Below are 23,352 nucleotides of genomic sequence, written 5' to 3'. Positions count from 1 at the left end.
CATGACCCGTGAATACCATCAGAAGAAATATGCCCCGCCGGACGGGGCGGCCGATCTGCTCTTGATCCGGCATGGCCGCACCGAGGCCGCGCGGCATGATTACCGCTTTCCGCTTGTGGACGGGCATGGCGATCCGGCGCTGCATCCCGAGGGCGAGGAACAGGCGGTCAGGGTGGGCGAGCGGCTGCGCCATGAGCCGCTGGCAGCGATCTACGTGACGACGCTGCGCCGGACGCATCAGACAGCCGCGCCGCTGGCGGCCCATCTGGGGCTGACGCCGATTGTCGAGGCCGACCTGCGCGAGGTGCGGCTGGGCGACTGGGACGACGGGATGTACCGGATCAAGTCGGACGAGGGTGCGCCGGAGATCAAGCGCGCGCTGGCCGAGCAGGAATGGGGCCATATCCCCAATGGCGAGACGACGGCGGCGCTGCACGAGCGGGTGCGCCGGGGGCTTCTGAACATCGCCGCGCGCCATGCCGACCAGCGGGTCGCGGTGGTGGTGCATGGCGGCGTGATCGGGGCCGCAATGGCGATTGCCAGCGGCGCGCAGGCGTTCCATTTCAACGGCGCCGAGAACGGTTCGATCACCCGGATCGTGATCCGGGGCGAGACCATGTGGGCGAAGAGCTTCAACGACTGCGCGCATCTGGTCTAGTCCATCGTGATCACGACCTTGCCCAGGACCTTGCGGTCCTGGAGCATCTCCAGCGCCTCGGCGGCGCGGTCCAGAGGAAAGCGGGCCGAGATCTGCGGCTTGATCTTGCCTTTGGCATACATGTCAAGCAGTTCCGCGACGTTCTCGGCATGGCCCTTGGGATCGCGCCGGGTCGAGTCGCCCCAGAAGACGCCGACGATCTGGCAACCCTTGAGCAGCGTCAGGTTCAGCGGGATCGAGGGGATGCCGGCCGGGAAGCCGACGACGAGGAACCGGCCTTCCCAGGCCAGCGAGCGCACCGCCGGTTCGGCATAATTGCCGCCGACCGCGTCATAGACGACATTCACGCCATCCGGGCCTGCGATCTCCTTGATCTGGGCCGAGAAGGTCTTTTGCGCGGCGCGATCCATCTCGCGCGGGTAGATCAGCGTTTCATCCGCGCCGGCGGCCTTGCAGAAATCCGCCTTGTCCTGTGACGACACCGCGGCGATGACGCGCGCGCCGGCGGCCTTGCCAAGCTCGATGGCGGCGACACCGACACCGCCGGCAGCGCCGAGGATCAGCAGCGTCTCGCCCGCCTTGAGATGCGCGCGGTCCTTCAGGGCGTGGTGCGAGGTACCGTAGGTGAAGAAAAAGCAGGCGGCGTCCTCGTAGGGCATGTCGTCGGGGATCGGCACCAGGCGCTTGGCCTCGGCCAGCGCGTGGGTCGCATAGCCGCCGTGCCCGGTGAGTGCGACCACGCGGTCGCCGACCTTGACGTTGGTGACGCCTTCGCCCAGCGCCTGCACCTCGCCGGCCATCTCGCCGCCCGGGGCGAAGGGGCGGGGCGGCTTGAACTGGTAGAGGTCGCGGATGATCAGCGTGTCGGGGAAGTTGGCCCCGGTGGCATGGACGCGCAGCAGAACCTGACCGGGGCCTGGGTTCGGCGCCTCCATCTCGGTGAGTTGCAGGGTCTCGGGACCGCCCGGGGCGGTGCTGAGCAAGGCTTTCATGTGATCTCTCCCAAATGTCGGCGCGCGCTGGCGCGCGGCGGAACAGGGGCCAATCTGGTCGTCGCAAAAGCCGGTTGTCAATCGGAAATCGAAATGCAATTCTGCGATGCGGAAAGTAAGTTCATGGGGGGAGACATGACGCCGGAGACCGACGACCTGGCCGGATTTCGCGCAGAGCTGCGCGACTGGCTCGAGGCGAACTGCCCGGAATCGATGCGTGACGCCGATGGCCCCGAGACTAGCATCTGCTGGGGCGGAAAGCGCTGGGTTTTCGAGAGCGAAGACCAGAAGCTGTGGCTGGAACGTTGCGTCACACGCGGTCTGACGGTGCCGACCTGGCCGAAGGAATACGGCGGCGCAGGATACAGCCGCGAACAGGAGAAGGTCTTTCACGAGGAAATGGCGCGGATCCACGCGCGCTCGCCCCTGCAGAGCTTTGGCATCTGGATGCTGGGGCCGGCGCTGCTGCACTTTGGCACGCCCGAGCAGAAGGCGCATTTCCTGCCGCCCATCAGCCGGGGCGAGATCCGCTGGTGCCAGGGCTATTCCGAACCGGGCGCGGGCAGCGATCTGGCCAGCGTGCAGACCCGCTGCGAGGACAAGGGCGATCACTGGCTGGTCAACGGGCAGAAAATCTGGACCTCTTACGCCGATCAGGCCGACTGGATCTTTGCGCTGGTGCGCACCGACCGGGAGGCGAAGAAGCACCTGGGGATCACCTTCCTGCTGCTCGACATGACATCGTCCGGTGTCACCACGCGGCCAATCAAGCTGATCTCCGGCGCCTCGCCCTTCTGCGAGACGTTCTTCGACAACGTCGAGGTGCCGAAGGAACACGCGCCGGGGATTTCGAGCGTGGTCGGCACCGTGAACCGGGGCTGGGACGTGGCGAAATATCTGCTGACGCATGAACGCACGATGATTTCGGCCACCGGCAGCGGGGCGCGGTCGCTGGGGGCGGTGCTGAGCGAGGAAGCCGGCGGGCTGACCGATGCCAGCTTGCGCGCGGCGGCGGTCAAGGCCGAGGTGGACGCGCTGGCGATCGGGCTGACGCTGGAACGCTACAAGGACATGGCCGAAAGCGGGCAGGGGGTCGGCGATGCCTCGGCCATGCTGAAATACGTCGGGACCGAGCTGAACAAGGACCGGCACGAGCTGATGATGGCGGCTGGCGGGTCGGACGCGCTGGAGTGGGACGGCCCGCACGGGACGCGCCCCGCCGACTGGCTGCGCACCAAGGCCAATTCCATCGAGGGCGGCACGTCGGAGGTGATGCTGGGCATCGTCTCGCGCCGCGTGCTGGGACTTCCGGGGTAAGACGATGGCAAAACTGGTTCTGAACGAAGAAGAGCGGATGCTCGCGGATTCGGCGCGCGCCTTTCTGGATGACGCCGCCCCGGTGAAGCACCTGCGCGATCTGCGCGATGCCGGCAGGACGCATGACGCGGGTCTGTGGAAAGAGATGGCCGGCATGGGCTGGGCCGGGATCCTGGTGCCCGAGAGCGCGGGCGGGGCCGACATGGGCCATGCCGCCGCCGGGTTGCTCGCGGGCGAGATGGGCAAGACGCTGGTCGCCTCGCCCTTCCTCTCCTCGGCGGTGATCGCGGCAACGGCGCTGCGGCAGGTGTCGGACAAACGGGCGGCGGAGGCGCTGGCGGCAATTGCGAGCGGCGAGGCGACCTATGCGCTGGCCATTGACGAGGGGCCGAAGTTCGCGCCCGAGGCCACGCAGATGGAGGCGCGGCGCGAAGGCAACGGGTTTCGCCTGTCGGGGCGCAAGACCTTCGTGGTGGACGGCGGCTTTGCCGACCGCCTGCTGGTGCTGGCGCGCACCGGGGACGGGCTGACGCTGTTCGATCTGCCGGGCGAGCGGGCCGGTATCACCCGCGAGGCGCGCGCGATGATCGACAGCCGGGACGCCGCGCGCGTGACCTTTGACGCGGTCGAGGCGACGGGCGAGGATGTGCTGGGCCAGGTCGATGGCGCGATGGCAGTGCTGAAACCTGCGCTGGAGGCGGGGCAGGCGGCGCTGGCGGCGGAGCTGAGCGGACTGGCAGCGGGGGCCTTCGGGATGACTGTCGGATACCTGAAGGAGCGCAGGCAGTTCGGGATGCTGATCGGCCAGTTCCAGGCCTTGCAGCACCGGGCGGCGGACCTCTGGTGCCAGACCGAAGTGACCGCCTCGGCCATCCTGCATGCCGGGCGTCAGCTGGATGCGGATCCGGCAAATGCCACGCTGGCTGTGAGCCTTGCCAAGGCGCGCGCCACCGAGACGGCGAAACATGCGGTCATCGAGGGGGTGCAGATGCATGGTGGGATTGGTATGACCGACGCATTCGACATGGGATTCTTCATGAAGCGCGCCCGTGTCGGGGCCGAATGGCTGGGCGATTACGGCTATCATGCCGAACAGGTCGCCCGCCTGCGCGGCTTCTGAAATCAAGAGCTTGCAAGGGACAGCTGAACCATGACCATTCGTTTCGACAACCGTGTCGCCATTGTCACCGGGGCCGGTGCCGGGCTGGGCCGCAGCCATGCGCTGGGACTGGCCGCGCGGGGCGCGAAGGTGGTGGTGAACGACCTGGGGGCCTCGGTCGACGGCTCGGGCGCCAGTGACAGCGCCGCTCAGCGGGTGGTCGAGGAGATCCGCGCCGCCGGGGGCGAGGCGATGGCGCATGGCGCGGATGTGGCGAACGAGGAGCAGGTGGCCGACATGGTCGCCCGCGCCAAGGACGCATGGGGCCGCGTCGATATCGTGGTGAACAACGCCGGCATCCTGCGCGACAAGTCCTTTGCCAAGATGACGATGGCCGATTTCCGAAAGGTGGTGGACGTGCACCTGATCGGCAGCGCCACCGTGACCCATGCCTGCTGGCCGCTGATGCGCGAACAGCAGTATGGGCGCGTGGTGCTGACCTCTTCGTCCTCGGGCCTTTACGGCAACTTCGGGCAGGCCAACTATGGCGCGGCCAAGGCGGCGATGATGGGGCTGATGAACGTGCTGCACATCGAGGGCGCCAAGGACAACATCCGCGTCAACACGCTGGCTCCGACCGCCGCGACGCGGATGACCGAAAGCCTGATGCCCGAGGATGCGCTGGCGCTGCTGGCGCCCGAGACGATCACGCCGGGGCTGCTGTATCTCGTCTCCGAGGACGCGCCCAGCCGGGTGATCCTGGGCGCGGGGGCCGGGGCCTTCGCGGTGACGAAGGTTTATGAAACCCCGGGCACCACGCTCACCGGCGATGATTTGTCCCCCGAGGGGGTGGCCGCCGCCTTTGCCACGATCTCCGATACCGAAGGCCAGGAGGAATTGACGCAGGCCTTCGCCCAAACGCAGAAATATGCCCGCAACGCCGCCGAGGCGCAGGGGATGAAACTGAACTGGGGCTGAAGCCCTTTTCGAGAAGGATACCAGACAGATGCGCGACGCAGTTATCGTTTCCACCGCCCGGACCCCGATTGGCAAGGCCTATCGTGGCGCCTTCAACGCCACCACGCCGCAGGCGCTGGCGGCCCACGCGATCACCAATGCCATAGCGCGTGCCGGAATCGAGGGCGCTGAGGTGCAGGACGTGATCCTGGGCGCGGCGCTGCAGCAGGGATTCTCGGGCGGCAACATCGGCCGTCAGGCGGCGATCCGCGCGGGCCTGCCGGTGAGCGTGGGCGGCATGTCGCTGGACCGCCAGTGCGCCAGCGGCATGATGGCGATTGCCACCGCGGCCAAGCAGGTGGTGATGGACGGGATGGATGTCGCCATCGGCGGCGGTGTCGAAAGCATTTCGCTGGTGCAGACGCCCGAGATGCGCACCGCGGGCGATCTCTGGATCAAGCAGAACAAGCCGGCGCTGTACATGTCGATGCTGGAGACCGCCGAGATCGTGGCCGAACGCTATGGCGTCAGCCGCGAGGCACAGGACGCCTATGCGGCGCAGAGCCAGGAGCGCACGCATCAGGCCCAGCAGGCCGGGCGGTTCGACGACGAGATCGTGGCGATGACCACGATCATGAAGATGCAGGACAAGGCCACCGGCGCGATCAGCGAGCATGAGGTTACGCTGTCCAAGGACGAGGGCAACCGCCCCGGCACCTCGGCCGAGAGCCTTGCGGGCCTGCAGCCGGTGTTCAAGGGCGGCCAGGTGGTGAAGGAAGGCAAATACATCACCGCCGGCAATGCCAGCCAGCTGTCCGACGGCGCCTCGGCGGCCGTGCTGATGGAGGCGAAGGTGGCCGAGAAGAAGGGCCTGCAACCGCTGGGTCGCTATGTCGGCGTGATGGCGGCGGGCTGCGAGCCCGACGAGATGGGCATTGGCCCGGTCTATGCGGTGCCGAAGCTGCTGAAGGCGCACGGGCTGACGATGGACGACATCGGCCTGTGGGAGCTGAACGAGGCCTTTGCCTGCCAGGTGCTGTATTCCCGAGACAAGCTGGGCATTCCCGACGAGCTGCTGAACGTGGACGGCGGCGCGATCTCGATCGGGCACCCCTATGGCATGTCGGGCGCGCGCATGGTCGGTCACGCGCTGATCGAAGGCAAGCGGCGCGGCGCCAAATATGTCGTCTGCACCATGTGCGTGGGCGGCGGCATGGGCGCGGCCGGGCTGTTCGAAGTTCTCTGATGGCTGAACTTCTGGTTGTCCGTCACGGTCAGGCCTCCTTCGGGGCGGACAACTATGACAAGCTCTCCGAGGTGGGGCACGAACAGTCCCGCCTCGCCGGGCAGGCGCTGCGCGATGCGGGCTGGGTGCCCGACCGGCTGGTGACCGGAACGCTGGAGCGGCAGAAGGAAACGCTGCGCTCGATGGGGTTCGACGCCGCGCCGGAAGAGCATCCGGGCTTCAACGAATACGACTTTCACGACCTGTTGAATGTGCGCTTCAACGGGGATGTGCCGCCTGCGGTGAAGGGCGAGCGCAAGACCCATTTCCGCACCCTGCGCGAGACCCTTCTCGACTGGCAGGAGGGCGGCTGCGTCGGCGCGAAGGAAAGCTGGGCCGATTTCTCGGGCCGGATCGCTGCGGCGATGGCTTTTGCCACCGATACGACCGCGCGCCGCGTCCTGGTGGTGTCCTCGGGCGGGGTGATCGGCCAGCTGGTCGCGACCGCCCTGCAGGCGCCGAAACCGATGATGATGGAGCTGAACCTCCAGATCAAGAATACCTCGATGACCCGGTTCGTGTTTTCCGGATCGCGGTTTTTCGTCAGTGAATTCAACGCAACCCCGCATCTGGCGCCGCAAGAGCGCGCCGGGCTGCTGACCTACAGCTGAGGTGCCGCATGGCTGATACGCAAACGCTCGATACCGCTGCGGTGGGCGCCTATCTGACGCAGAACCTGCCGGGGTTCGAAGGGCCCATCGAGGCGGTGAAGTTCGATGTGGGGCAGTCCAATCCGACCTTCCTGCTGAAGACGCCCGGGCGGAATTACGTGCTGCGCCGCAAGCCGCCGGGAGTGCTGCTGAAATCGGCCCATGCGGTCGACCGCGAGTTTCGGGTGCAGAGCGCGCTGGCGGGCAGCAAGGTGCCGGTGGCGAAGATGTATCTGCTGTGCGAGGACGACTCGGTGATCGGGTCGGCCTTCTACATCATGGAGCATGTGGACGGGCGGAACCTGCGCCTGCCGACGCTGGACGAGCTGCCGCGCGAAGACCGGGGCAAGGTCATGGACGAGATGAACCGGGTGCTGGCCGAGCTGCATATGGTCGATATCGACGCGGTGGGGCTGTCGGATTACGGCCCGCCGGGCAACTACTTCGAGCGGCAGGTGGGCCGCTGGTCGAAGCAGTATCGCGCCTCGGAAACCGAGACGATCCCGGCGATGGATCAGCTGATGCAGGAGCTGGTGGAGCGCATGCCGCCCGACGACGGCCAGCGCACGCTGGTGCATGGGGATTACCGCATCGACAACATGATCTTCGCGAAAGAGGGGACCGATTGCCTTGCGGTCCTAGACTGGGAGCTGTCCACCATCGGGCATCCCTATGCGGACCTCGCCTCGGTCATCATGCAGTGGCAGATGCCGAGCGGCAACGATGGCCGCGGTCTGGCCGGCGTCGACCGGGCGGCGCAGGGGCTGCCGACGGACGAGGAGTTCATCGCCGCCTATTGCGCGCGCCGGGGGCTGCCGGGGATCGACAACTTCGGGTTCTACACCGCCTTCTGCTTTTTCCGCATGGCCGGGATCATCCAGGGCGTGCTGAAGCGGGCGCTGGATGGCAATGCCTCGAACCCCGAGCGCGCGCTGAAGATCGGGGCCTATGTGCCGGTCTTCGCCCAGCACGGGCTGGATGCGCTGGGGCGATAAGGGCCGCCCCGGCAGAATCAGCGAGAAGCGCGGAAACCCATTTTGCTGTGCGGAAACTCGCCGGAGGCAAAGGTGCCTTCGGAAGGCAGCTTTCCGGGCGGCCAGAAGGCCGCATCCAGAAGCTTTTCATCGGGGTGCGAAGAGTGTCTTGCGGCACGAACCGACGGCTCGTGCCGCGCCTTGCTATCGCGTTGAGCGACGCTCTTCCGTGACAATTTTTCTAGAAAAGAGCATTTGAATACATAGGTCTATGGATCGTTTTTAATCTTCACGCAGGCTAATGGGAAGCCTTATGGACAGGCTCGACGACCCCCGGCTGGCTCTCGCTGTCCGTCCGCCCCGAACTCTGTCGTCGGCAATCGGTATACCGGGGTCTCGCGACGCTTGACATTGGTGGCTGATGTGCAAGGCTCGGCCCAAGCCTGAGTAATCGTGGAAAAAGCACGCCGGGCTACCGTTTTGGGAGGAGAAAATATGTTCAACAAAACACGCTTCGGCGTCGCCTTTGCGCTTGGCCTGTCGGTCAGCGCTACCGCGCTTTGCGCCGAAGAAGTCAAGATCGCCTTCATCGATCCGATCTCGGGGCCCTTTGCATCCACCGGCTCGAATGGTCTGCATCAGTATCAGTTTGCGGCCGATCAGGTCGTGAACGAAAAGGGCGGCATCCTGAATGGCACCACCTTCAAGGTCGACGGCTTCGACAACAAGGCCAGCCCGCAGGATTCGCTGATCCAGCTGCAGGTCGCCATCGACCAAGGCTACAAGTATATCGCGCAGGGAAACAGCTCGGGCGTGGCCCATGCGCTGACCGACGCGATCGAGAAGCACAACAAGCGCAATCCCGACAACCGCGTCCTGTTCCTGAACTATTCCGCGGTCGATCCGGCGCTGACCAACGATGACTGCAACTTCTGGCACTTCCGGTTCGACGCCAACGCCGACATCAAGATGGACGTGCTGACCGATGTGATCGCAAAGGACGAGAGCATCAAGAAGGTCTATCTGATCGGTCAGGACTATTCCTTTGGCAAGGCCGTGGCCGCCGCCGCGAACTCGATGCTGAAGGAGAAGCGCCCGGACATCGAGATCGTCGGGGACGAGCTGCACCCGATCGGCAAGGTCAAGGACTTCACCCCCTATGCGCGCAAGATCACGGCATCGGGCGCCGATGCGGTCATCACCGGCAACTGGGGCGCCGACATGCTGGGCCTGGGCAAGGCGCTGGTGGCCAATGGCTATACCGGTCCGCTGTTCACCTACTACGCGGCCGGCAGCGGCATCACCGCGGCCTTCGGCGAGTCCGGCAAGGACGTGATCCGTCTGGTGACCGAAGGCCAGGTCAACCCGCCGCCGACCCCCGAAGCCGAGACCTATTACAAGGCCTACAAGGCCAAGTATCCCGATGGCAACGTCGACCAGACCCGAATCTACAACGTGATCGGCATGCTGGCCGCCGCGATGGAGAAGGCCGGCACCGCAACCGACGTAGTCGCCGTGGGCAAGGCGCTGGAAGGCCTGGAATACGAAAGCATCTGGGGCACCAAGCTGTACATGCGTCCGGAAGACCACCAGGTCATTCAGGACATGCATATCGCCAAGCACACCAACGACGGCGTGACCTTCGACTATGACGGGTCGGGCTTTGGCGTGGTCGTCGAGTCCACGGTCTCGATGGCTGGCATGGACAGCGCGACCACCTGCAAGATGGAACGCCCGTAACCACGGCGTCCTCCCGAGACGACAGCCCATGCGCCACGGGCGCATGGGTCTGCGTCCCTCAAGCATTTACATAACCTGACATTCGACCAAGGAGTGGTGGCCGATGGACCTGGTTGTTATCAATCTCATCGACGGGCTGGTGACGGGGCTGCTGCTCTTCCTGCTGTCGAGCGGGTTGACCCTGATCTTTTCGATGATGGGTGTCCTGAACTTCGCGCATGCCAGCTTCTACATGCTGGGCGCCTATTTCGGATATCAGATCAGCCTGTATTTCGGCTTCTGGCCGGGCCTCATCGTCGCGCCGCTGATCGTCGGCGTGCTGGGTGCGCTGGTCGAGCGATACGGCCTGCGCCGGGTGCACCAGTATGGCCATGTGCCCGAGCTGATCTTCACCTTTGGCCTGGCGCTGCTGATCGAGGAGATTGTGCAGTTCTTCTGGGGCAAGAACATCGTCCCCTTCGAGGAACCCGAGATTCTGAACTTCGCCCTGTTCTCGGTCGGGAACAGTGCGGTGCCGGCCTACAAGGTCTTCATGCTGTTCATCTCGATCGCGATCTTCCTGGCGCTGCTTTACGTGATCACGCGCACCCGGGTTGGCCTGATCATCCAGGCGGCGCTTAGCTATCCGCGCACGGTCGAGGCGCTGGGGCACAATGTGCCGCTGGTCTTCATGGGCGTCTTCGGCGTGGGGACCGCGCTGGCCGGGGTGGCCGGGGTGATCGCCGGGCCGGTGCTGGGCACCTTCCCGGGCATGGCCTTCGTGCTGGGCTCGATCGTCTTCGTGACCATCGTGATCGGCGGGCTGGGATCGCTCTGGGGGGCGCTGGTCGCCTCGCTGCTGATCGGCTGGCTGACCACCTTCGCGGCCTCGTACAACTTCGAATTCGCCTCGATCCTGACCTTCTTCGGCATGGAGCGCCCGGAAGACCTGAGCGAAAGCGCCCTGCGCGATCTCTGGACCCTCACTCTGCCGCAGATCGGACCGATCCTGCCCTATATTCTGATGGTGCTGATCCTCGTGTTCCGCCCCTATGGCCTGTTCGGGAAGCGTGACGCATGACCGATACCGCTCACAAGACCGCAACCGTCACCCAGGCCCCGCGGCTGGCGCTGCCGCAGCTTCTGCCCTGGATCCTCGGGATCGCCTTCCTGCTGGTGATGCCCTTCGTGTTCCAGTCCAACAGCGCGCTGACCATCATGAACCAGATGATGATCCTGATCGTCTTCGCCCTGGCCTATAACATGCTGCTGGGGCAGGGCGGCATGCTGAGCTTTGGCCACGCCGTCTATATGGGCGTGGGCGGGTTCATGTGCATGCACATCATGAACATGGTGGAGCAGAACAACCTGCCGCTGCCCCTGCCGGTGCTGCCGATCTTCGGCGGGCTGTTCGGGCTGGGGCTGGCGACGATCATCGGCTCGTTCTCGACCCGCAAGGCCGGCACGGTCTTCGCGATGATCTCGCTGGGCATCGGCGAGCTGATCGCGGCCTGTTCGGTGATCATCGTCGTCTTCTTCGGCGGCGAGGAAGGGGTGAGCGGCGACCGCACCTACGGCCTGCCGGTCTTCGGGATCGAGTTCCTGAAGCAGATCGAGGTCTATTACGTGCTGGCCTTCTGGACGATCCTGTCGACCATCCTGATGTATCTCTTCTCGCGCACGCCGGTGGGGCGCATGGCCAATGCCGTGCGCGACAACCCCGAACGGGCCGAATTCCTCGGCTATTCGGCGCGCTGGGTGCGGTTCTATTCCTTCTGCGCCTCGGGCTTCTTCGCCGGAATCGCAGGCGGGCTTTTCGCGATCAACTACGAGATCGTGACCGGCGAGAACCTGTCGCTGACCCAGTCGGGGGCGATCCTGCTGATCACCTTCCTGGGTGGGGTCGGCTTCTTCTTCGGGCCAATCATCGGGGCGATTGTCTTTACCCTTCTGCAGTCGGTGCTGAGCCTGCAGACCGAGATCTGGCAGCTCTATGTCGGCGCGCTCTTCGTGGCGACGGTGATGTTCTTCCCGGGCGGCCTGGCGGGGGTGCTGATGATGCATGTCCCGGCCTGGAAGCTGGGCAAGCTGCACACGCTGATCGTGCCCTATATCAAGACCGTGATCCCGGCCGGCATCGGCCTTCTGGGGCTGTCCGCCCTGCTCGAACTGGTCTTCCACGTCCGCCACGCGGTCGAGGGCGATACCGAGATCACGCTGTTCTGGACGGTCTTCGACACGCATTCCGTCCTGCCCTGGGCGCTGGCGCTGATCGCCGCGGCAGGCGGTTTCTGGATCGCGCGGATGACCGCCCCCGATCTGCGCAGCGCCTGGCACCGCGCCAATACCCCCGACAGGAGGCCCGCATGACCCCCGCTCTTGAACTGTCCGGCCTGCGCAAGAGCTTCAGGCGCACCGAGATCATCCGCGGCGTCGACCTGAAGATCGCCAGGGGCGAGCGCCATGCGGTGATCGGCCCGAACGGCGCCGGCAAGTCGACGCTGTTCAACCTGATCACCGGGCGGTTCGCGCCGACCAGCGGCTCGGTCCGGTTGCACGGACAGGATCTGGCCGGGCTTGCCCCCTACGAGATCAACCGGATGGGCCTGTCGCGGTCGTTCCAGATCACCAATATCTTCCCGAAGATGAGCGTCTTCGAGAATGTCCGCTGTTCGCTCTTGTGGAGCCAGGGCTACAGGTATTCGTTCTGGAACATGGTCAGCCGCTCGCGCGATCTGACCGAGGGAGCGGACCGCATCCTGGAGCAGATCAACCTGACCGCACGGCGGGATCTGCCGGCGGGCGTGCTCTCCTACGCCGAGCAGCGCGCACTCGAGATCGGCATCACCATCGCGGGCGGCGCCGATGTGATCATGCTGGACGAGCCGACGGCCGGCATGAGCCATTCGGAAACCGACTATATCGTCGACCTGATCCGCAAGGTGACCGAGAACAAGACGCTGGTGATGGTGGAACACGACATGGGCGTGGTCTTTGGCCTGGCAGACACGATTTCGGTGCTGGTCTATGGCGAGGTCATCGCCACCGGGCGGCCCGAACAGGTGCGCGGCGACCCGAAGGTTCAGGAAGCCTATCTTGGCGCGGCGCTGGAGGCCGAACACTGATGCTCGAAGTCACCGATCTCCACGCCTATTATGGCAAGTCGCATATCCTGCAGGGCGTCAACATCACCATCAACGAGGGCGAGATCGTCGCCCTTCTGGGCCGCAACGGGGTGGGGCGTTCGACCACCTGCAAGGCGATCATGGGCGAGGTGCCGCCGCAGGGGTCGGTCCGCTTCAAGGGGGCCGAGATCGCCGGCAAGAAGGCCTTCGAGGTGGCCAACCTGGGCATCGGCTATGTGCCCGAGAACCGGGACATCTTTCCGGGGCTGACCACCCGGCAGAACCTGATCCTGGGGCTGAAGCCGCGCCAGAAGGACGGGCAGGGGCGCTGGTCGATGCAGGACATGTTCGACCTCTTCGAGAACCTGAAGAACCGCGCCGATGTCGAGGCCTCTGTGCTCTCGGGCGGCGAGCAGCAGATGCTGACCATGTGCCGCACGCTGATGGGCGACCCGGATCTGGTGATGATCGACGAGCCGACCGAGGGGTTGAGCCCGCAGATGGTCCAGCGGGTCGCCGCGCTGCTGCAGGAGATCGCCCGGCGGGGCATCGCGACGCTGCTGGTGGAACAGAAGCTCTCCATCGCGCTCGACATCGCGCACCGGGTCTATGTCATGGGCCACGGCCAGGTGGTCTTCGAGGGCACCCCGCAGGAGCTGAAGGCGCGGGAGGACGTGCGCAAGGAGTGGCTGGAGGTCTGACGGGCCTACGGCCCCCGCCGCCTCCGGCGCCGGAAATCGCGCGTTCCGTGCGATGGCCTCCGGCGGGGATATTTATGGCAAGAGGAAGCAGCAGGCCTGCTTTTCCTCTTGCCTGAAATATCCCGGGGGAGTCGACCGAAGGGAGACGGGGGCAGAGCCCCCACTCGCTTTCCGGCGCGGTGTCTCAGGTGGTCTGTCCCAGCCGCCAGTCGAGATCGGAGAGCGAGTCCTTGCCGAAGAACATCTCGTCGCGCAGGAACATCGTCGGCGCGCCGAAGACGCCACGCGCGACCGCCGCCTCGGTTGCCGCGACCAGCCCCTGCTTGACGCCGGCTTCCTGGGTGGCCGCGGCAATCTCCTCCGCCGGCAGACCGGCGGTCTGCAGCACGCGCATCACGGTGGGCGGGTCGTCCATCCTTTCGCCCGCGACCCACATGGCGTCGAACATCGCGTCGATATAGGCCGCCTCCCAGTCCTTGCCCGCCGCGAAGACCGCGCCGCGCATCATCAGAAGCGTGTTGACCGGGAAATGCGGGTTCATCCGGAACAGCAGGCCGTGGCGTTCGATAAAGCGGCGCATTTCCAGCGCCTGATAGGCATTCTTGCCCGTCACCCCGGCGAAGGCGGTGATCGGGCTCTGGTTGTTGGTCGCCTTGAAGACGCCGCCGAGCAGGACCGGTCGCCACGCAACTCCGGTGCCATGCCGCGCGGCAAGGGCGGGCAGGACGCGGTGGACGAGGCAGGCGTTCGGGCTGCCGAAATCGTAGTAGAAGTCGATCATCACCATTTCTCCGCAAAGGGGCGCAGGTCGAGTTCGAAGGTCCAGCCGTCGCGTGTCTGCTGGTGCAGCGCCCAATAGGCCTCGGCCACCGAGTCGGGGTTCATCAGCGTGTCGGGCGGCATCGCGTCGGGATCGCCGCCCGCCGCGGCGATCCTTTCGCGCACGAAGGCGGTGTCGACCCCGGCATCGATCACCAGATGGGCAACGTGGATGCCGGCGGGGCCGACTTCCCTGGCGAGGCTCTGCGCGAAGGAGCGCAGGCCCGCCTTGGCCGCGCCGAAGGCCGCATAGCCCGCATTGCCGCGCATCGAGGCGCTGGCGCCGGTGAAGAAGATGCAGCCGCGCCCGCGCGGCACCATGTGGCGCGCTGCCTCGCGGCCGGTGAGGAAACCGGCGAAACAGGCCATTTCCCAGACCTTGCGGAAGACGCGCTCGGTCGTCTCGGCCACCGGAAAGCGCACGTTGCCGCCGACGTTGAAGATCACCACGTCAAGCGGGCCGACCTCGACCTCGATCCGGGCGAAGACCTCGGCCGTACTGTCCTCGCGCCGGGCGTCCATGGTGTAGCCATGCGCAGTGCCGCCGGCGGCCGCGATCTCGTCGATCAGCGGGGCGAGCTTGTCGCCGTTGCGGCGCGCGAGGCAGAGGGTGTAGCCGCCGCGCGCAAAGCGCCTGGCGATGGCCGCGCCGATGTAGTCGCCGGCGCCGACCACCAGCGCGACCGGCGCGCTCACAGCGTGCGGGCCTTCTGGAGCGCCGGGCGCGCGGCAAGGCGCGCGATATAGGGCGGCAGGTTCGGCTTGTCCGAGAGATCGGCGCCCAGCCGTTCGGAGACGAGCACAGCGTGGCCGCACATGATGTCGGCGCCCGAGAAGTCGCCGGCCAGATAGTCGCGGCCCTCCATATGCGCGTTCACCGCGCCCAGCATCTGGTTCAGCAGCTTCAGCGCCCGCTTGACGTTGACCTCGTTGCGCCTCTCGGGCGGCAGGAAGACGGTTTCGACCATGATCACGTTGATCTGGGGCATGATCATGCCCTCGGCGAAGTGCAGCCATTGCAGGTAATCGGCGAAGGCGGGGCTTTCGACGGGGGGCACCAGCCGGCCGTTGCCGTGACGGGCCAGCAGATACTCCACGATGGCGCCGGATTCCGACAGTGTCACGTCGCCGTCGACCAGCGTCGGCACACGGCCCATGGGGTTGATGGCCAGATAGTCGGGCGAGCGCATCGCCTTGTCGCCCAGCGTCATGCGGTGGAGGTCGTAAGGAAGGCCCAGCTCTTCCAGCAGCCAGGCGATGCGGACGGCCCGGGTGTCGGGGGCGAAGTAAAGTTTCATGGGAGTCTCCGTTTTTCGCTTTCGCAACTGACCCTTGCGTGGCAGTTTCGCGCTGCGTGCCGTGGTCTGCATGACCCTATGATCGGGGTCTGGCGCAAGTCAATTCGGTCAAGGCCGCGCGAAGGGGGGAGAGGACCATGACCGAGACGATCGACTGCGAGGATCTGGGTGGGGGCGTGAGCCGGCTGGTGCTGAACCGCGCGCCGGTGAATGCGCTGAGCGCGGCGTTCCTGGACCGTTTCGCCGCGCGGCTGGAGGAACTGGCGCGCGACGACAGCGTGCGCGCGGTGATCCTGGCGAGCCCGTTCAAGGTATTCTCGGCCGGGCTCGACCTCAAGGAGGCGCAGGCCTTCGACAGCGCGGGCGAGCGCGAGATCGTGCGCGCGCTGAACGAGGATTTCCTGGCGCTTTACACCTTCCCCAAACCGGTGGTTGCGGCGCTGAACGGTGCGGCGATTGCCGGCGGGTTCTTCTTCGTGCTGGGGGCCGACTGGCGCATCGCCGCGCCGCGCGCCCAGTTCGGTCTGGCCGAGGTGCGGGTGGGCGCGGATTTCCCGGTGGGGCCGATGGAGATCGCGCGCGACGCGCTGAGCCCGGATGTGCTGCGCCGGCTGATGCTGACCGGCCAGCCGGTGCGCGCCGCTGACGCGCTGGCGCAGGGCTTTGTCGATGCGGTCTCGGAGGATGTGGAGACCGATGCGCTGGCCAAGGCAGCGGAACTGGCGGCGCTGCCTCCGGGCACCTTCGCCTCGGTCAAACGGCAGATCCGCGCACCGGCGGTGGCGCGGATCAGGGCGGCGCTGGAGGCGCCGCAGGGGGATTGGTTCACCGCGGAAACGCGGCCGGCCATGAAACGGATGTTGGGGGCATCATGACGGACGGAACATCGGGTGGCGCCGGAGGGCGCCCTGGACGAAAACCTTTGCGCCGCGGCATTGCCAGGCTCGGGCGGAACGGCCTGCGCCCAGATGCCCCGGCGCACCGACAGGACGACAGAAAAGGAACGCAGATGACCAGCGCCAGCCCCGAAACCAAGGGTTTCGACCGCCACCGCCTTGAGCGCATCAACGCCTGGATGGACCGTTATGTCGATGAACGCAAATTCGCCGGAAGCTCGGTGCTGATCGCGCGCGGCGGCGAGGAAGTTTGGTTCAACGCCACCGGCGAGCGCAGCGTCGAGGCGGCGCTGCCGTTCGAGCGCGACACGATGGTGCGGCTTTATTCGATGACCAAGCCGGTGACCTCGGTCGCGATCATGATGCTGGCCGAGCTGGGGCTGTTCCATCTGGACGCACCGGTGAGCGAGTTCATCCCGGCCTTTCGGGACATGCAGGCCCTGGTGCCGGGCGCCACGCGGGTCGACCAGACCGAACCCGCCCCTGCGCCGACGCTGCACCATCTGCTGACCCATACGGCGGGGCTGAGCTATGCGTTCAACCCGGGGCCGCTGGGCAAGCTGATGGAAGAGCGGCGGATCGACTTCCGCGCGGCCAATGCATCGCTGGCCGAGATGGCGGAGCTGACCGCAGCCTTGCCGCTGGCCTTCCAGCCGGGATCGCGGTGGGAATATTCGGTGGCCATCGACATTCTGGGGCGCGTGGTCGAGGTGGCCTCGGGGCAGTCGCTGGGCGACTTCTTCCAGTCCCATATCTTCGAGCCGCTGGGGATGGCCGAGACCGGCTTTGTCGTGCCCGAGGGGACCGGCGACCGTTTCGCCTCGCTCTATACGCCGCTGGCGGGGAACCCCATCGCGCTGAACGCGCGGTCGGAGGATGGCGAGACGCTACGCCTGGCCGATGCGGCGGGACGGTCGTCGTTCGAGCGCGACGCCTGCCAGTCGGGCGGCGGCGGGCTGGTCGGGACCATCGACGACTACTTGAAGTTCGTCGAGATGATGCGCCGGGGCGGTAGCGCCGGGGACGCGCGGATCCTCAGTCCGCGCACGTTGTCCTTCATGATGCGCAACCATCTGCCGGGCGATATCGCCTCGATGGGGCCGAGGAGCTTCGCCGAACAGCCGATGGAGGGCATGGGCTTTGGCCTGGGCGGATCGGTCGTGATCAACCCCGGCCGCGTCCGGGTGCCGGGCAGCGTCGGCGATTTCAGCTGGGGCGGCATGGCCTCGACCATGTTCTGGATCGACCCTGTGCTGGATCTGTCGGTGGTCTTCTTCACCCAGCTGTCGCCGTCCAGCACCTATCCCTGCCGGGCGGAACTGAAGGCGCTGGTGCATGGGGCGCTGGTCGGATGAGCGGGCGGCAGATCCTCTGGACGCCGTCGCCCGAAAGGGTCGAGGGATCGACCATGGCGGCCTACATGCGCTGGCTGAAGGCCGAGCGCGGGCTGACCTTCGCCAGCTATCAGGACCTGTGGGAATGGAGCGTCAGCGACCTTGACGCCTTCTGGCGGTCGATCTGGGACTATTTCGAGATCGGCGCGCCCGGGGAAGTCGGCACCGTGCTGGCCGAACGCAGGATGCCCGGCGCGGTCTGGTTTCCGGGCGTCACACTGAACTTTGCCGAGGTGGTGCTGCGCGCGGGCGGACAGACCCCGGACAAGACCGCGCTAACCGTGCATTCGGAAACCTTCGGCGACACGGAGCTGACCTGGGCCGAGCTGCGCGCCCGGGTGGCAAGCACCGCCGCCCGGCTGAAGGCGATGGGCGTGGGGCAGGGCGACCGGGTGGTCGCGATCCTGCCCAATACCGAGGTGGCGATCATCGCCTGCCTTGCCACCGCGAGCCTGGGCGCGATCTGGTCGCTCTGCGCGCCCGACATGGGCCATGTCGCCATCCTGGACCGGTTCCGCCAGATCGAACCCAAGGTTCTGATCGCGCAGGACGGCTATGTGCACGCGGGCAAGCGGATCGACCGGCGCGAGGTGCTGGCGACGATCACCGATGGCCTGCCCTCGGTGGAGCATCTGGTCTGGCTGCCGGTGGTGGGCGACCTGCCAAAGGGCGCGGTGCATTGGTCCGAGATGATCGCCGAGCCGGCGGAGTTCCAGCCGGTCCGGGTGCCCTTCGATGCGCCGCTGTGGATCGTCTATTCCTCGGGCACCACGGGCAACCCCAAGCCCATCGTGCACGGGCAGGGCGGCGTGACGGTCGAGATGGCCAAGCAGTCGCTGCATCAGGACATCACCGACCGGGACAGCTATTGCTGGATGACCTCCTCGGGCTGGATCATGTGGAATTCTCAGTTCGCACCGCTGGCGCGGGGCGGGACCGTCGCTCTGTTCGACTCCGCCCCGAACCAGCCTGATCTGCTGGCGCTCTGGCGGTTTGCGGCCGACCGCAAGCTGACCTATCTCGGCGCCGGGGCGGCGTTCTTTGCCACCTGTCTCAAGGCCGGGATCCGGCCGGGCGAGGCGGTGGATCTGTCGCACCTGCGTTCGATCGGCGCCACCGGCTCGCCGCTCTCCGAGGACGCCTACCGCTGGATCTACGAGGCGGTGAAGCCCGATGTCTGGCTGGCCCCGATTTCGGGCGGCACCGATCTGGCCGGCGCCTTTGTCGGCGGCAACCCCCTGATGCCGGTGCGCATGGCCGAGATGCAGTGCCGCTTTCTCGGCAATGCGGTGCGGTCCTTCGACGAAGACGGCAAGGAGCTGATCGGACAGGTCGGCGAACTGGTCTGCACCGAACCCTTGCCCTCGATGCCGCTGCGGTTCTGGGGCGACGACGACGGGCAGCGCCTGCACGATAGCTATTTCGACACCTATCCCGGTATCTGGCGTCATGGCGACTGGATCGAGATCACGCCCGAGGGCGGCTCGGTCATCTATGGCCGCTCGGATGCCACGATCAACCGCAAGGGCCTGCGCATGGGCTCGGCCGAGATCTATCAGGCGGTGGAAGGGCTGGACGAAGTGATGGATTCGCTGGTGGTCGATCTGGAGTTCCTGGGCCGCGACAGTTTCATGCCGCTCTTCGTGGTGCCCGCGCCCGGTGTGGCGCTGGACGAGGCGCTGAAGGCGAAGATCAACGACGCCATCCGCACCGCCGTCTCTGCCCGGTTCATCCCGAACGAGATCGTCGGGATCGCCGAGGTGCCGCGCACGCTCTCGGGCAAGAAGCTGGAGGTGCCGGTGAAGAAGCTGCTGCTGGGCGGCGATCCGGCGAAGGTGGTCAACCGCGACAGCATGGCGAACCCGGGCAGCTTCGACGCCTTCATCGCCTATGCCAGACAACGCGAGGAAGGGCCTGCAATTGGCTGATCCTGCAGAACAACTTCTGAACCTTCTCGACATCGAACAGCTCGAGGTCGACCTGTTCCGCGGCGTCGGAGCCGGGGGCGAGACGACCATGCGCATCTTCGGCGGCCATGTCATTGCCCAGGCGCTGATGGCGGCCTATCGCACGGTGCCGGACCGAGTCTGCCATTCGCTGCACGCCTATTTCATCCGGCCCGGCGATCCGAAGATCCCGGTGGTCTATGCGGTCGACCGCGCCCGCGACGGCGGCAGTTTCACCACGCGGCGGGTGGTGGCGATCCAGCATGGCAAGCAGATCCTGAACCTCTCGGCCTCCTTCCACGACGGCGAGGAGGGGTGGAGCCACCAGCACCCGATGCCTGCCGTGCCCGGCCCCGAGGGTCTGCCGACCCAGGCCGAGCTGCGCGCGCCGCTGGCGGAGAAGCTGAAGGAAAAGCACCGCCCCGATTTCCTGCGCCCGCGCCCGATCGAGATCCGCGAAGTGACGCCGCAGGATCTGTTCGCGCCCAAGGTGCTGGACGACCGCAACGACCTCTGGTTCCGGATGGAGGCGGCGCGTGGCCAGTCCGAGATGATGCAGCATTGCCTGCTGGCCTATGCCAGCGACATGCAGCTGCTGGGCTCGTCGCTGCGGCCCCACGCGCTCAGCTGGCTGACCGGTGGCGTGCTCACCGCCAGCCTCGATCACGCGATGTGGTTCCATGCGCCGATCCGCTTCGAGAACTGGCATCTCTATTCGCTCGACAGCCCCTTCTCGGGCGGCGGGCGCGGCTTCAACCGCGGGACGATCTATACCGAGGATGGCCAGCTGGTCGCCTCGGTTGCACAGGAGGGGCTGGTGCGCCGCTTCAAGCCGAGGGAGGAGCGGGGATGAACGCCAGCGGCGGACGCTATCCCGGCTGGGTCGCGGGGATGGAGCTGCGCGACGACTGGCTTGCGCAGGTGCAGGAGGAGATCCTCGACCCCGCGCGCGAGATCATCGACCCGCATCACCACCTCTGGGTCCATGGCACGCCCGAGGCGCCGGCGGTCTACGAGATGGAAGCGCTGTGGCGCGACACCGGGTCGGGGCACAATGTCGTTGCGACCATGTTCATGGAATGCCGCAGCTACTGGGACAAGGACGCCCCCGCGCATCTGCAATCGGTGGGCGAAACGCGGCGGGTGGCGCAGATGGCGGCGAGTGCCGGGCCGGGTCAGTCGAAGATCGCGGGGATGGTGGTCAGCATCGACCCGCGCCTGCCACCCGACCTGCTGGACGCCGCCATCGACGCGCATCTGGAGGCGGGGCAGGGGCTGGTCAAGGGCGTCCGCTTTGCCGGCGCGCGCGATATCGAGCCCGAGAAACTGGTGATCCCGGGCCGGGGCGACGCGGGCCAATACGCCGATCCGGCCTTTCGCCGCGGCCTGAAACGCTTTGGCGAGCGGGGCCTGACCTTCGACACCTGGCATTTCCACCCGCAGAACGCCGACTATCTCGACCTCGCGCGCGCGGTGCCCGAAACCACGCTGATCCTCGACCATTTCGGCGGCCCGCTGGGTGTCGGCCGCTTTGCGGGGAAACGTGACGCGTATTTTCCGGCTTGGCAGAAGGACATGGAGGCCATCGCCGCCTGTCCGAACGTCCATGTGAAGCTGGGCGGTTTCCTGATGCCCGACAACGGCTGGGGCTTTCATCAGGCGGCGCGGCCGGCCACCTCGGACGAGATCGTGGCGCTGCAGGGCAAGTGGTATGCCCATATGCTGGGGCTCTTCGGCGCGGACCGGGCGATGTTCGAAAGCAACTTCCCGGTCGATCGGGTCTCGGTCAGCTATCCGGTGCTGTGGAATGCCTTCAAGAAGCTGTCCGCCACCTGTTCCGAGGCCGAGAAGGACGCGCTTTTCGCCGGCACCGCACGACGGGTCTATTCCCTCTGACTTCCCTGCAGCTTCCTCTTGCGGAAAATATCCTCGGGGGGTCCGGGGGGCAGACAGCCCCCCGGCGCCGGATGGGGGCTCAGAGCTTGCCGTAGACGCGGTTGAGCTTCCTCATCCCGCCGATCCACTTGTCATAGTTTTCGGCCTTGTTCTTCATGTAGCCGAGCACTTCCGGATGGGGCAGCACGAGGAAGGTCTCGGCCCGGATCGTCTGGACGCAGGCCTCGGCCACGACCTCGGGCTCGAGCATCCCGTTGATCGAGGCGACGCCGTCCTCGTGTCCGCGGGTCATTTCCGAACGCACCGCCTGCGGGCAGAGCACCGAGACCTTGATGCCCTGATCGCCATGGGTCAGCGCCAGCCATTCGGCGAGGCCGACGGCGGCGTGTTTGGTCACGCCATAGGGCGCCGAGCCGACCTGGTTCAGCAGCCCGGCGGCCGAGGCGGTGTTCAGCAGATAGCCGCCGCCGCGTTCGACCATGCGCGGGATCAGGTAACGTGCGGCCCAGACATGGGACATCACGTTGACCTCCCAGATCCGCTGCCAGTCGTCGTTCTTCACCTCGGCGCCGCCGGCGACGAGAATGCCGGCGTTCGAGCAGAACAGGTCGATTGGGCCGACTTCGGATTCCACCCGGTCGATCAGCCCCGCAATCTCGGATTCGCGCGCGACATTGACCTCGGCCGCAACGCCGCCGATCTCGCTGGCGGTGGCCTCGGCGCCGGCGAGGTTCATGTCGGCGCAGACGACCTTCCGGGCGCCCTCGGCGGCAAAGCGCAGCGCCATCGCCCGCCCGATGCCGCTGGCGGCGCCGGTCACGACGATGATCTTGTCCTTCAGTTCCATGCCTGTCTCCTCAGGTCCACATGTTCGAGCCGCCGCAGACGGTCAGCGCCTGACCGGTCATGTAGCGGCTGGCGTCCGAGGCGAGATAGACGGCGAGGCCGCCGAAATCGTCCGGTTCGCCCAGTCGGCGCAGCGGGATGTCCTTCTTGATCCGGGTCTCGACCTCGGGATTGTCCCAAAGCTCGCGGGCGAAATCGGTCTTGATCAGCCCCGGGCAGATCGCGTTGAACCGCACACCCGCGGGGCCGAACTCGGCCGCGAGGTTGCGCACCAGACCGATCAGGGCCAGCTTGGACATGCCGTAGGTGCCCAGCATCTCGGAAGGCTTGAACGCCCCGATGGAGGAGGTGAACATCATCGATCCCTTGCCCTTTTCCACCATGTCGGAAACGGCAAGCTGGGCCAGCCAGAGATTGGCCTGCACGTTCGCCTTCATGGTCTTCTCGTAGGCATCATCGGGGATCTGCGAGGTCTTCCCGTAATACGGATTGACCCCGGCATTGCCGACCACGATGTCGATCGGACCGACTTCGGCGCGGGTGCGCAGGACCAGCGCCTGAAGCTGGTCCTTGTAGCCGATGTTGCAGGCGATGCCGGTGGCACGTTCGGCCCCGACCTCGTCGTTGATCGCGGCCGCCGCCAGATCGAGCTGATCCTGCTTGCGCGCCGAGATCACCACCTTTGCGCCATGGTGGGCGAGGGCGGTCGCCATCGCCAGCCCCATGCCCTTGGACGCGCCGGTCAGCAGTGCGACGCGCCCCGTCAGATCGAACATGCCC

23 protein-coding genes are annotated in these 23,352 nt (G+C 66.3%); 17 read left to right on the top strand and 6 right to left on the bottom strand.

Annotated elements, in window-relative coordinates; translation table 11 throughout:
* The first annotated feature begins 1 nt into the window (after nucleotide 1).
* The gene (locus tag ACFO5X_RS25580; protein ID WP_380723018.1) at nucleotides 2-658 is read left to right on the top strand and encodes a histidine phosphatase family protein; all 657 of its coding nucleotides are present in this window, start codon (nucleotides 2-4) and stop codon (nucleotides 656-658) included.
* On the opposite strand, the gene ACFO5X_RS25575 is transcribed toward ACFO5X_RS25580, so the two are convergent.
* Nucleotides 655-1,650 (bottom strand): NADPH:quinone oxidoreductase family protein, encoded by a 996-nt coding sequence (locus tag ACFO5X_RS25575; RefSeq protein WP_380723016.1) that lies wholly within the window; start codon nucleotides 1,648-1,650, stop codon nucleotides 655-657. The genes ACFO5X_RS25580 and ACFO5X_RS25575 overlap by 4 nt on opposite strands.
* 135 nt (nucleotides 1,651-1,785) lie before the next feature.
* On the opposite strand from ACFO5X_RS25575, the gene ACFO5X_RS25570 reads away from it, so the two are divergent.
* The 11 genes from ACFO5X_RS25570 to ACFO5X_RS25520 all read left to right on the top strand — a co-directional run bounded on the left by ACFO5X_RS25570 (nucleotide 1,786) and on the right by ACFO5X_RS25520 (nucleotide 13,477).
* Entirely contained in the window at nucleotides 1,786-2,967 is a 1,182-nt protein-coding gene (locus ACFO5X_RS25570) for an acyl-CoA dehydrogenase family protein (RefSeq protein ID WP_380723014.1), read from the top strand.
* A gap of 4 nt (nucleotides 2,968-2,971) precedes the next feature.
* The gene (locus ACFO5X_RS25565) at nucleotides 2,972-4,087 is read left to right on the top strand and encodes an acyl-CoA dehydrogenase family protein (protein WP_380723012.1); all 1,116 of its coding nucleotides are present in this window, start codon (nucleotides 2,972-2,974) and stop codon (nucleotides 4,085-4,087) included.
* A 30-nt stretch (nucleotides 4,088-4,117) separates the two neighbouring features.
* Nucleotides 4,118-5,044: an SDR family NAD(P)-dependent oxidoreductase gene (locus tag ACFO5X_RS25560; RefSeq protein WP_380723010.1), complete on the top strand. Its 927-nt coding sequence runs from the start codon at nucleotides 4,118-4,120 to the stop codon at nucleotides 5,042-5,044.
* Between the two features lie 28 nt (nucleotides 5,045-5,072).
* A complete protein-coding gene (locus ACFO5X_RS25555) occupies nucleotides 5,073-6,269 on the top strand; it encodes an acetyl-CoA C-acyltransferase (protein WP_380723008.1) in 1,197 nt (398 codons plus the stop codon).
* Complete coding sequence (locus ACFO5X_RS25550; RefSeq protein ID WP_380723006.1) at nucleotides 6,269-6,919, top strand: histidine phosphatase family protein; 651 nt, start codon at nucleotides 6,269-6,271, stop codon at nucleotides 6,917-6,919. The genes ACFO5X_RS25555 and ACFO5X_RS25550 overlap by 1 nt, the downstream gene beginning before the upstream one ends.
* An 8-nt stretch (nucleotides 6,920-6,927) precedes the next feature.
* Nucleotides 6,928-7,953, top strand: a complete 1,026-nt coding sequence (locus tag ACFO5X_RS25545; RefSeq protein WP_380723004.1) for a phosphotransferase family protein — start codon at nucleotides 6,928-6,930, stop codon at nucleotides 7,951-7,953.
* A gap of 474 nt (nucleotides 7,954-8,427) precedes the next feature.
* Nucleotides 8,428-9,672 carry a branched-chain amino acid ABC transporter substrate-binding protein gene (locus ACFO5X_RS25540; protein ID WP_380723002.1) on the top strand — a complete coding sequence of 415 codons (1,245 nt, stop codon included), beginning with the start codon at nucleotides 8,428-8,430 and terminating at the stop codon, nucleotides 9,670-9,672.
* A 103-nt stretch (nucleotides 9,673-9,775) separates the two neighbouring features.
* Complete coding sequence (locus ACFO5X_RS25535) at nucleotides 9,776-10,732, top strand: branched-chain amino acid ABC transporter permease (protein ID WP_380723000.1); 957 nt, start codon at nucleotides 9,776-9,778, stop codon at nucleotides 10,730-10,732.
* Nucleotides 10,729-12,021 (top strand): branched-chain amino acid ABC transporter permease, encoded by a 1,293-nt coding sequence (locus ACFO5X_RS25530; protein ID WP_380722998.1) that lies wholly within the window; start codon nucleotides 10,729-10,731, stop codon nucleotides 12,019-12,021. Before ACFO5X_RS25535 ends, ACFO5X_RS25530 begins: the two co-directional genes overlap by 4 nt.
* The gene (locus ACFO5X_RS25525; RefSeq protein WP_380722996.1) at nucleotides 12,018-12,776 is read left to right on the top strand and encodes an ABC transporter ATP-binding protein; all 759 of its coding nucleotides are present in this window, start codon (nucleotides 12,018-12,020) and stop codon (nucleotides 12,774-12,776) included. The genes ACFO5X_RS25530 and ACFO5X_RS25525 overlap by 4 nt, the downstream gene beginning before the upstream one ends.
* A complete protein-coding gene (locus ACFO5X_RS25520; RefSeq protein ID WP_380723252.1) occupies nucleotides 12,773-13,477 on the top strand; it encodes an ABC transporter ATP-binding protein in 705 nt (234 codons plus the stop codon). The genes ACFO5X_RS25525 and ACFO5X_RS25520 overlap by 4 nt, the downstream gene beginning before the upstream one ends.
* Nucleotides 13,478-13,661: 184 nt before the next feature.
* Here ACFO5X_RS25520 and ACFO5X_RS25515 read toward each other — a convergent pair whose 3' ends face one another.
* From ACFO5X_RS25515 to ACFO5X_RS25505, 3 genes are read right to left on the bottom strand one after another with little or no spacing between them, the layout of a single operon-like run.
* Nucleotides 13,662-14,258 carry a 2-hydroxychromene-2-carboxylate isomerase gene (locus tag ACFO5X_RS25515; RefSeq protein ID WP_380722994.1) on the bottom strand — a complete coding sequence of 199 codons (597 nt, stop codon included), beginning with the start codon at nucleotides 14,256-14,258 and terminating at the stop codon, nucleotides 13,662-13,664.
* Complete coding sequence (locus tag ACFO5X_RS25510) at nucleotides 14,258-14,992, bottom strand: SDR family NAD(P)-dependent oxidoreductase (protein WP_380722992.1); 735 nt, start codon at nucleotides 14,990-14,992, stop codon at nucleotides 14,258-14,260. The genes ACFO5X_RS25515 and ACFO5X_RS25510 overlap by 1 nt, the downstream gene beginning before the upstream one ends.
* Complete coding sequence (locus ACFO5X_RS25505) at nucleotides 14,989-15,594, bottom strand: glutathione S-transferase family protein (protein ID WP_380722990.1); 606 nt, start codon at nucleotides 15,592-15,594, stop codon at nucleotides 14,989-14,991. The genes ACFO5X_RS25510 and ACFO5X_RS25505 overlap by 4 nt, the downstream gene beginning before the upstream one ends.
* Before the next feature lie 137 nt (nucleotides 15,595-15,731).
* Here ACFO5X_RS25505 and ACFO5X_RS25500 point away from each other — a divergent pair, with 137 nt between their 5' ends.
* The 5 genes from ACFO5X_RS25500 to ACFO5X_RS25480 all read left to right on the top strand — a co-directional run bounded on the left by ACFO5X_RS25500 (nucleotide 15,732) and on the right by ACFO5X_RS25480 (nucleotide 21,726).
* Nucleotides 15,732-16,469 carry an enoyl-CoA hydratase/isomerase family protein gene (locus ACFO5X_RS25500; protein ID WP_380722988.1) on the top strand — a complete coding sequence of 246 codons (738 nt, stop codon included), beginning with the start codon at nucleotides 15,732-15,734 and terminating at the stop codon, nucleotides 16,467-16,469.
* Nucleotides 16,470-16,603: 134 nt separating this feature from the next.
* Entirely contained in the window at nucleotides 16,604-17,845 is a 1,242-nt protein-coding gene (locus tag ACFO5X_RS25495; RefSeq protein WP_380722986.1) for a serine hydrolase domain-containing protein, read from the top strand.
* Nucleotides 17,842-19,812 carry an acetoacetate--CoA ligase gene (locus ACFO5X_RS25490; RefSeq protein WP_380722983.1) on the top strand — a complete coding sequence of 657 codons (1,971 nt, stop codon included), beginning with the start codon at nucleotides 17,842-17,844 and terminating at the stop codon, nucleotides 19,810-19,812. Before ACFO5X_RS25495 ends, ACFO5X_RS25490 begins: the two co-directional genes overlap by 4 nt.
* Entirely contained in the window at nucleotides 19,805-20,683 is an 879-nt protein-coding gene (locus tag ACFO5X_RS25485; RefSeq protein WP_380722981.1) for an acyl-CoA thioesterase, read from the top strand. The genes ACFO5X_RS25490 and ACFO5X_RS25485 overlap by 8 nt, the downstream gene beginning before the upstream one ends.
* Nucleotides 20,680-21,726, top strand: a complete 1,047-nt coding sequence (locus ACFO5X_RS25480) for an amidohydrolase family protein (protein ID WP_380722979.1) — start codon at nucleotides 20,680-20,682, stop codon at nucleotides 21,724-21,726. Before ACFO5X_RS25485 ends, ACFO5X_RS25480 begins: the two co-directional genes overlap by 4 nt.
* 79 nt (nucleotides 21,727-21,805) lie before the next feature.
* Here ACFO5X_RS25480 and ACFO5X_RS25475 read toward each other — a convergent pair whose 3' ends face one another.
* Both ACFO5X_RS25475 and ACFO5X_RS25470 read right to left on the bottom strand, forming a co-directional pair.
* The gene (locus tag ACFO5X_RS25475; protein ID WP_380722976.1) at nucleotides 21,806-22,573 is read right to left on the bottom strand and encodes an SDR family oxidoreductase; all 768 of its coding nucleotides are present in this window, start codon (nucleotides 22,571-22,573) and stop codon (nucleotides 21,806-21,808) included.
* Between the two features lie 10 nt (nucleotides 22,574-22,583).
* Entirely contained in the window at nucleotides 22,584-23,348 is a 765-nt protein-coding gene (locus tag ACFO5X_RS25470; RefSeq protein WP_380722974.1) for an SDR family NAD(P)-dependent oxidoreductase, read from the bottom strand.
* Nucleotides 23,349-23,352 lie beyond the last annotated feature (4 nt).

This window comes from Seohaeicola nanhaiensis (assembly GCF_042654245.1).
GTDB classification, from domain to species: Bacteria; Pseudomonadota; Alphaproteobacteria; order Rhodobacterales; family Rhodobacteraceae; genus Seohaeicola_A; species Seohaeicola_A nanhaiensis.
This window is presented reverse-complemented; position numbering and strand designations above follow the sequence as displayed.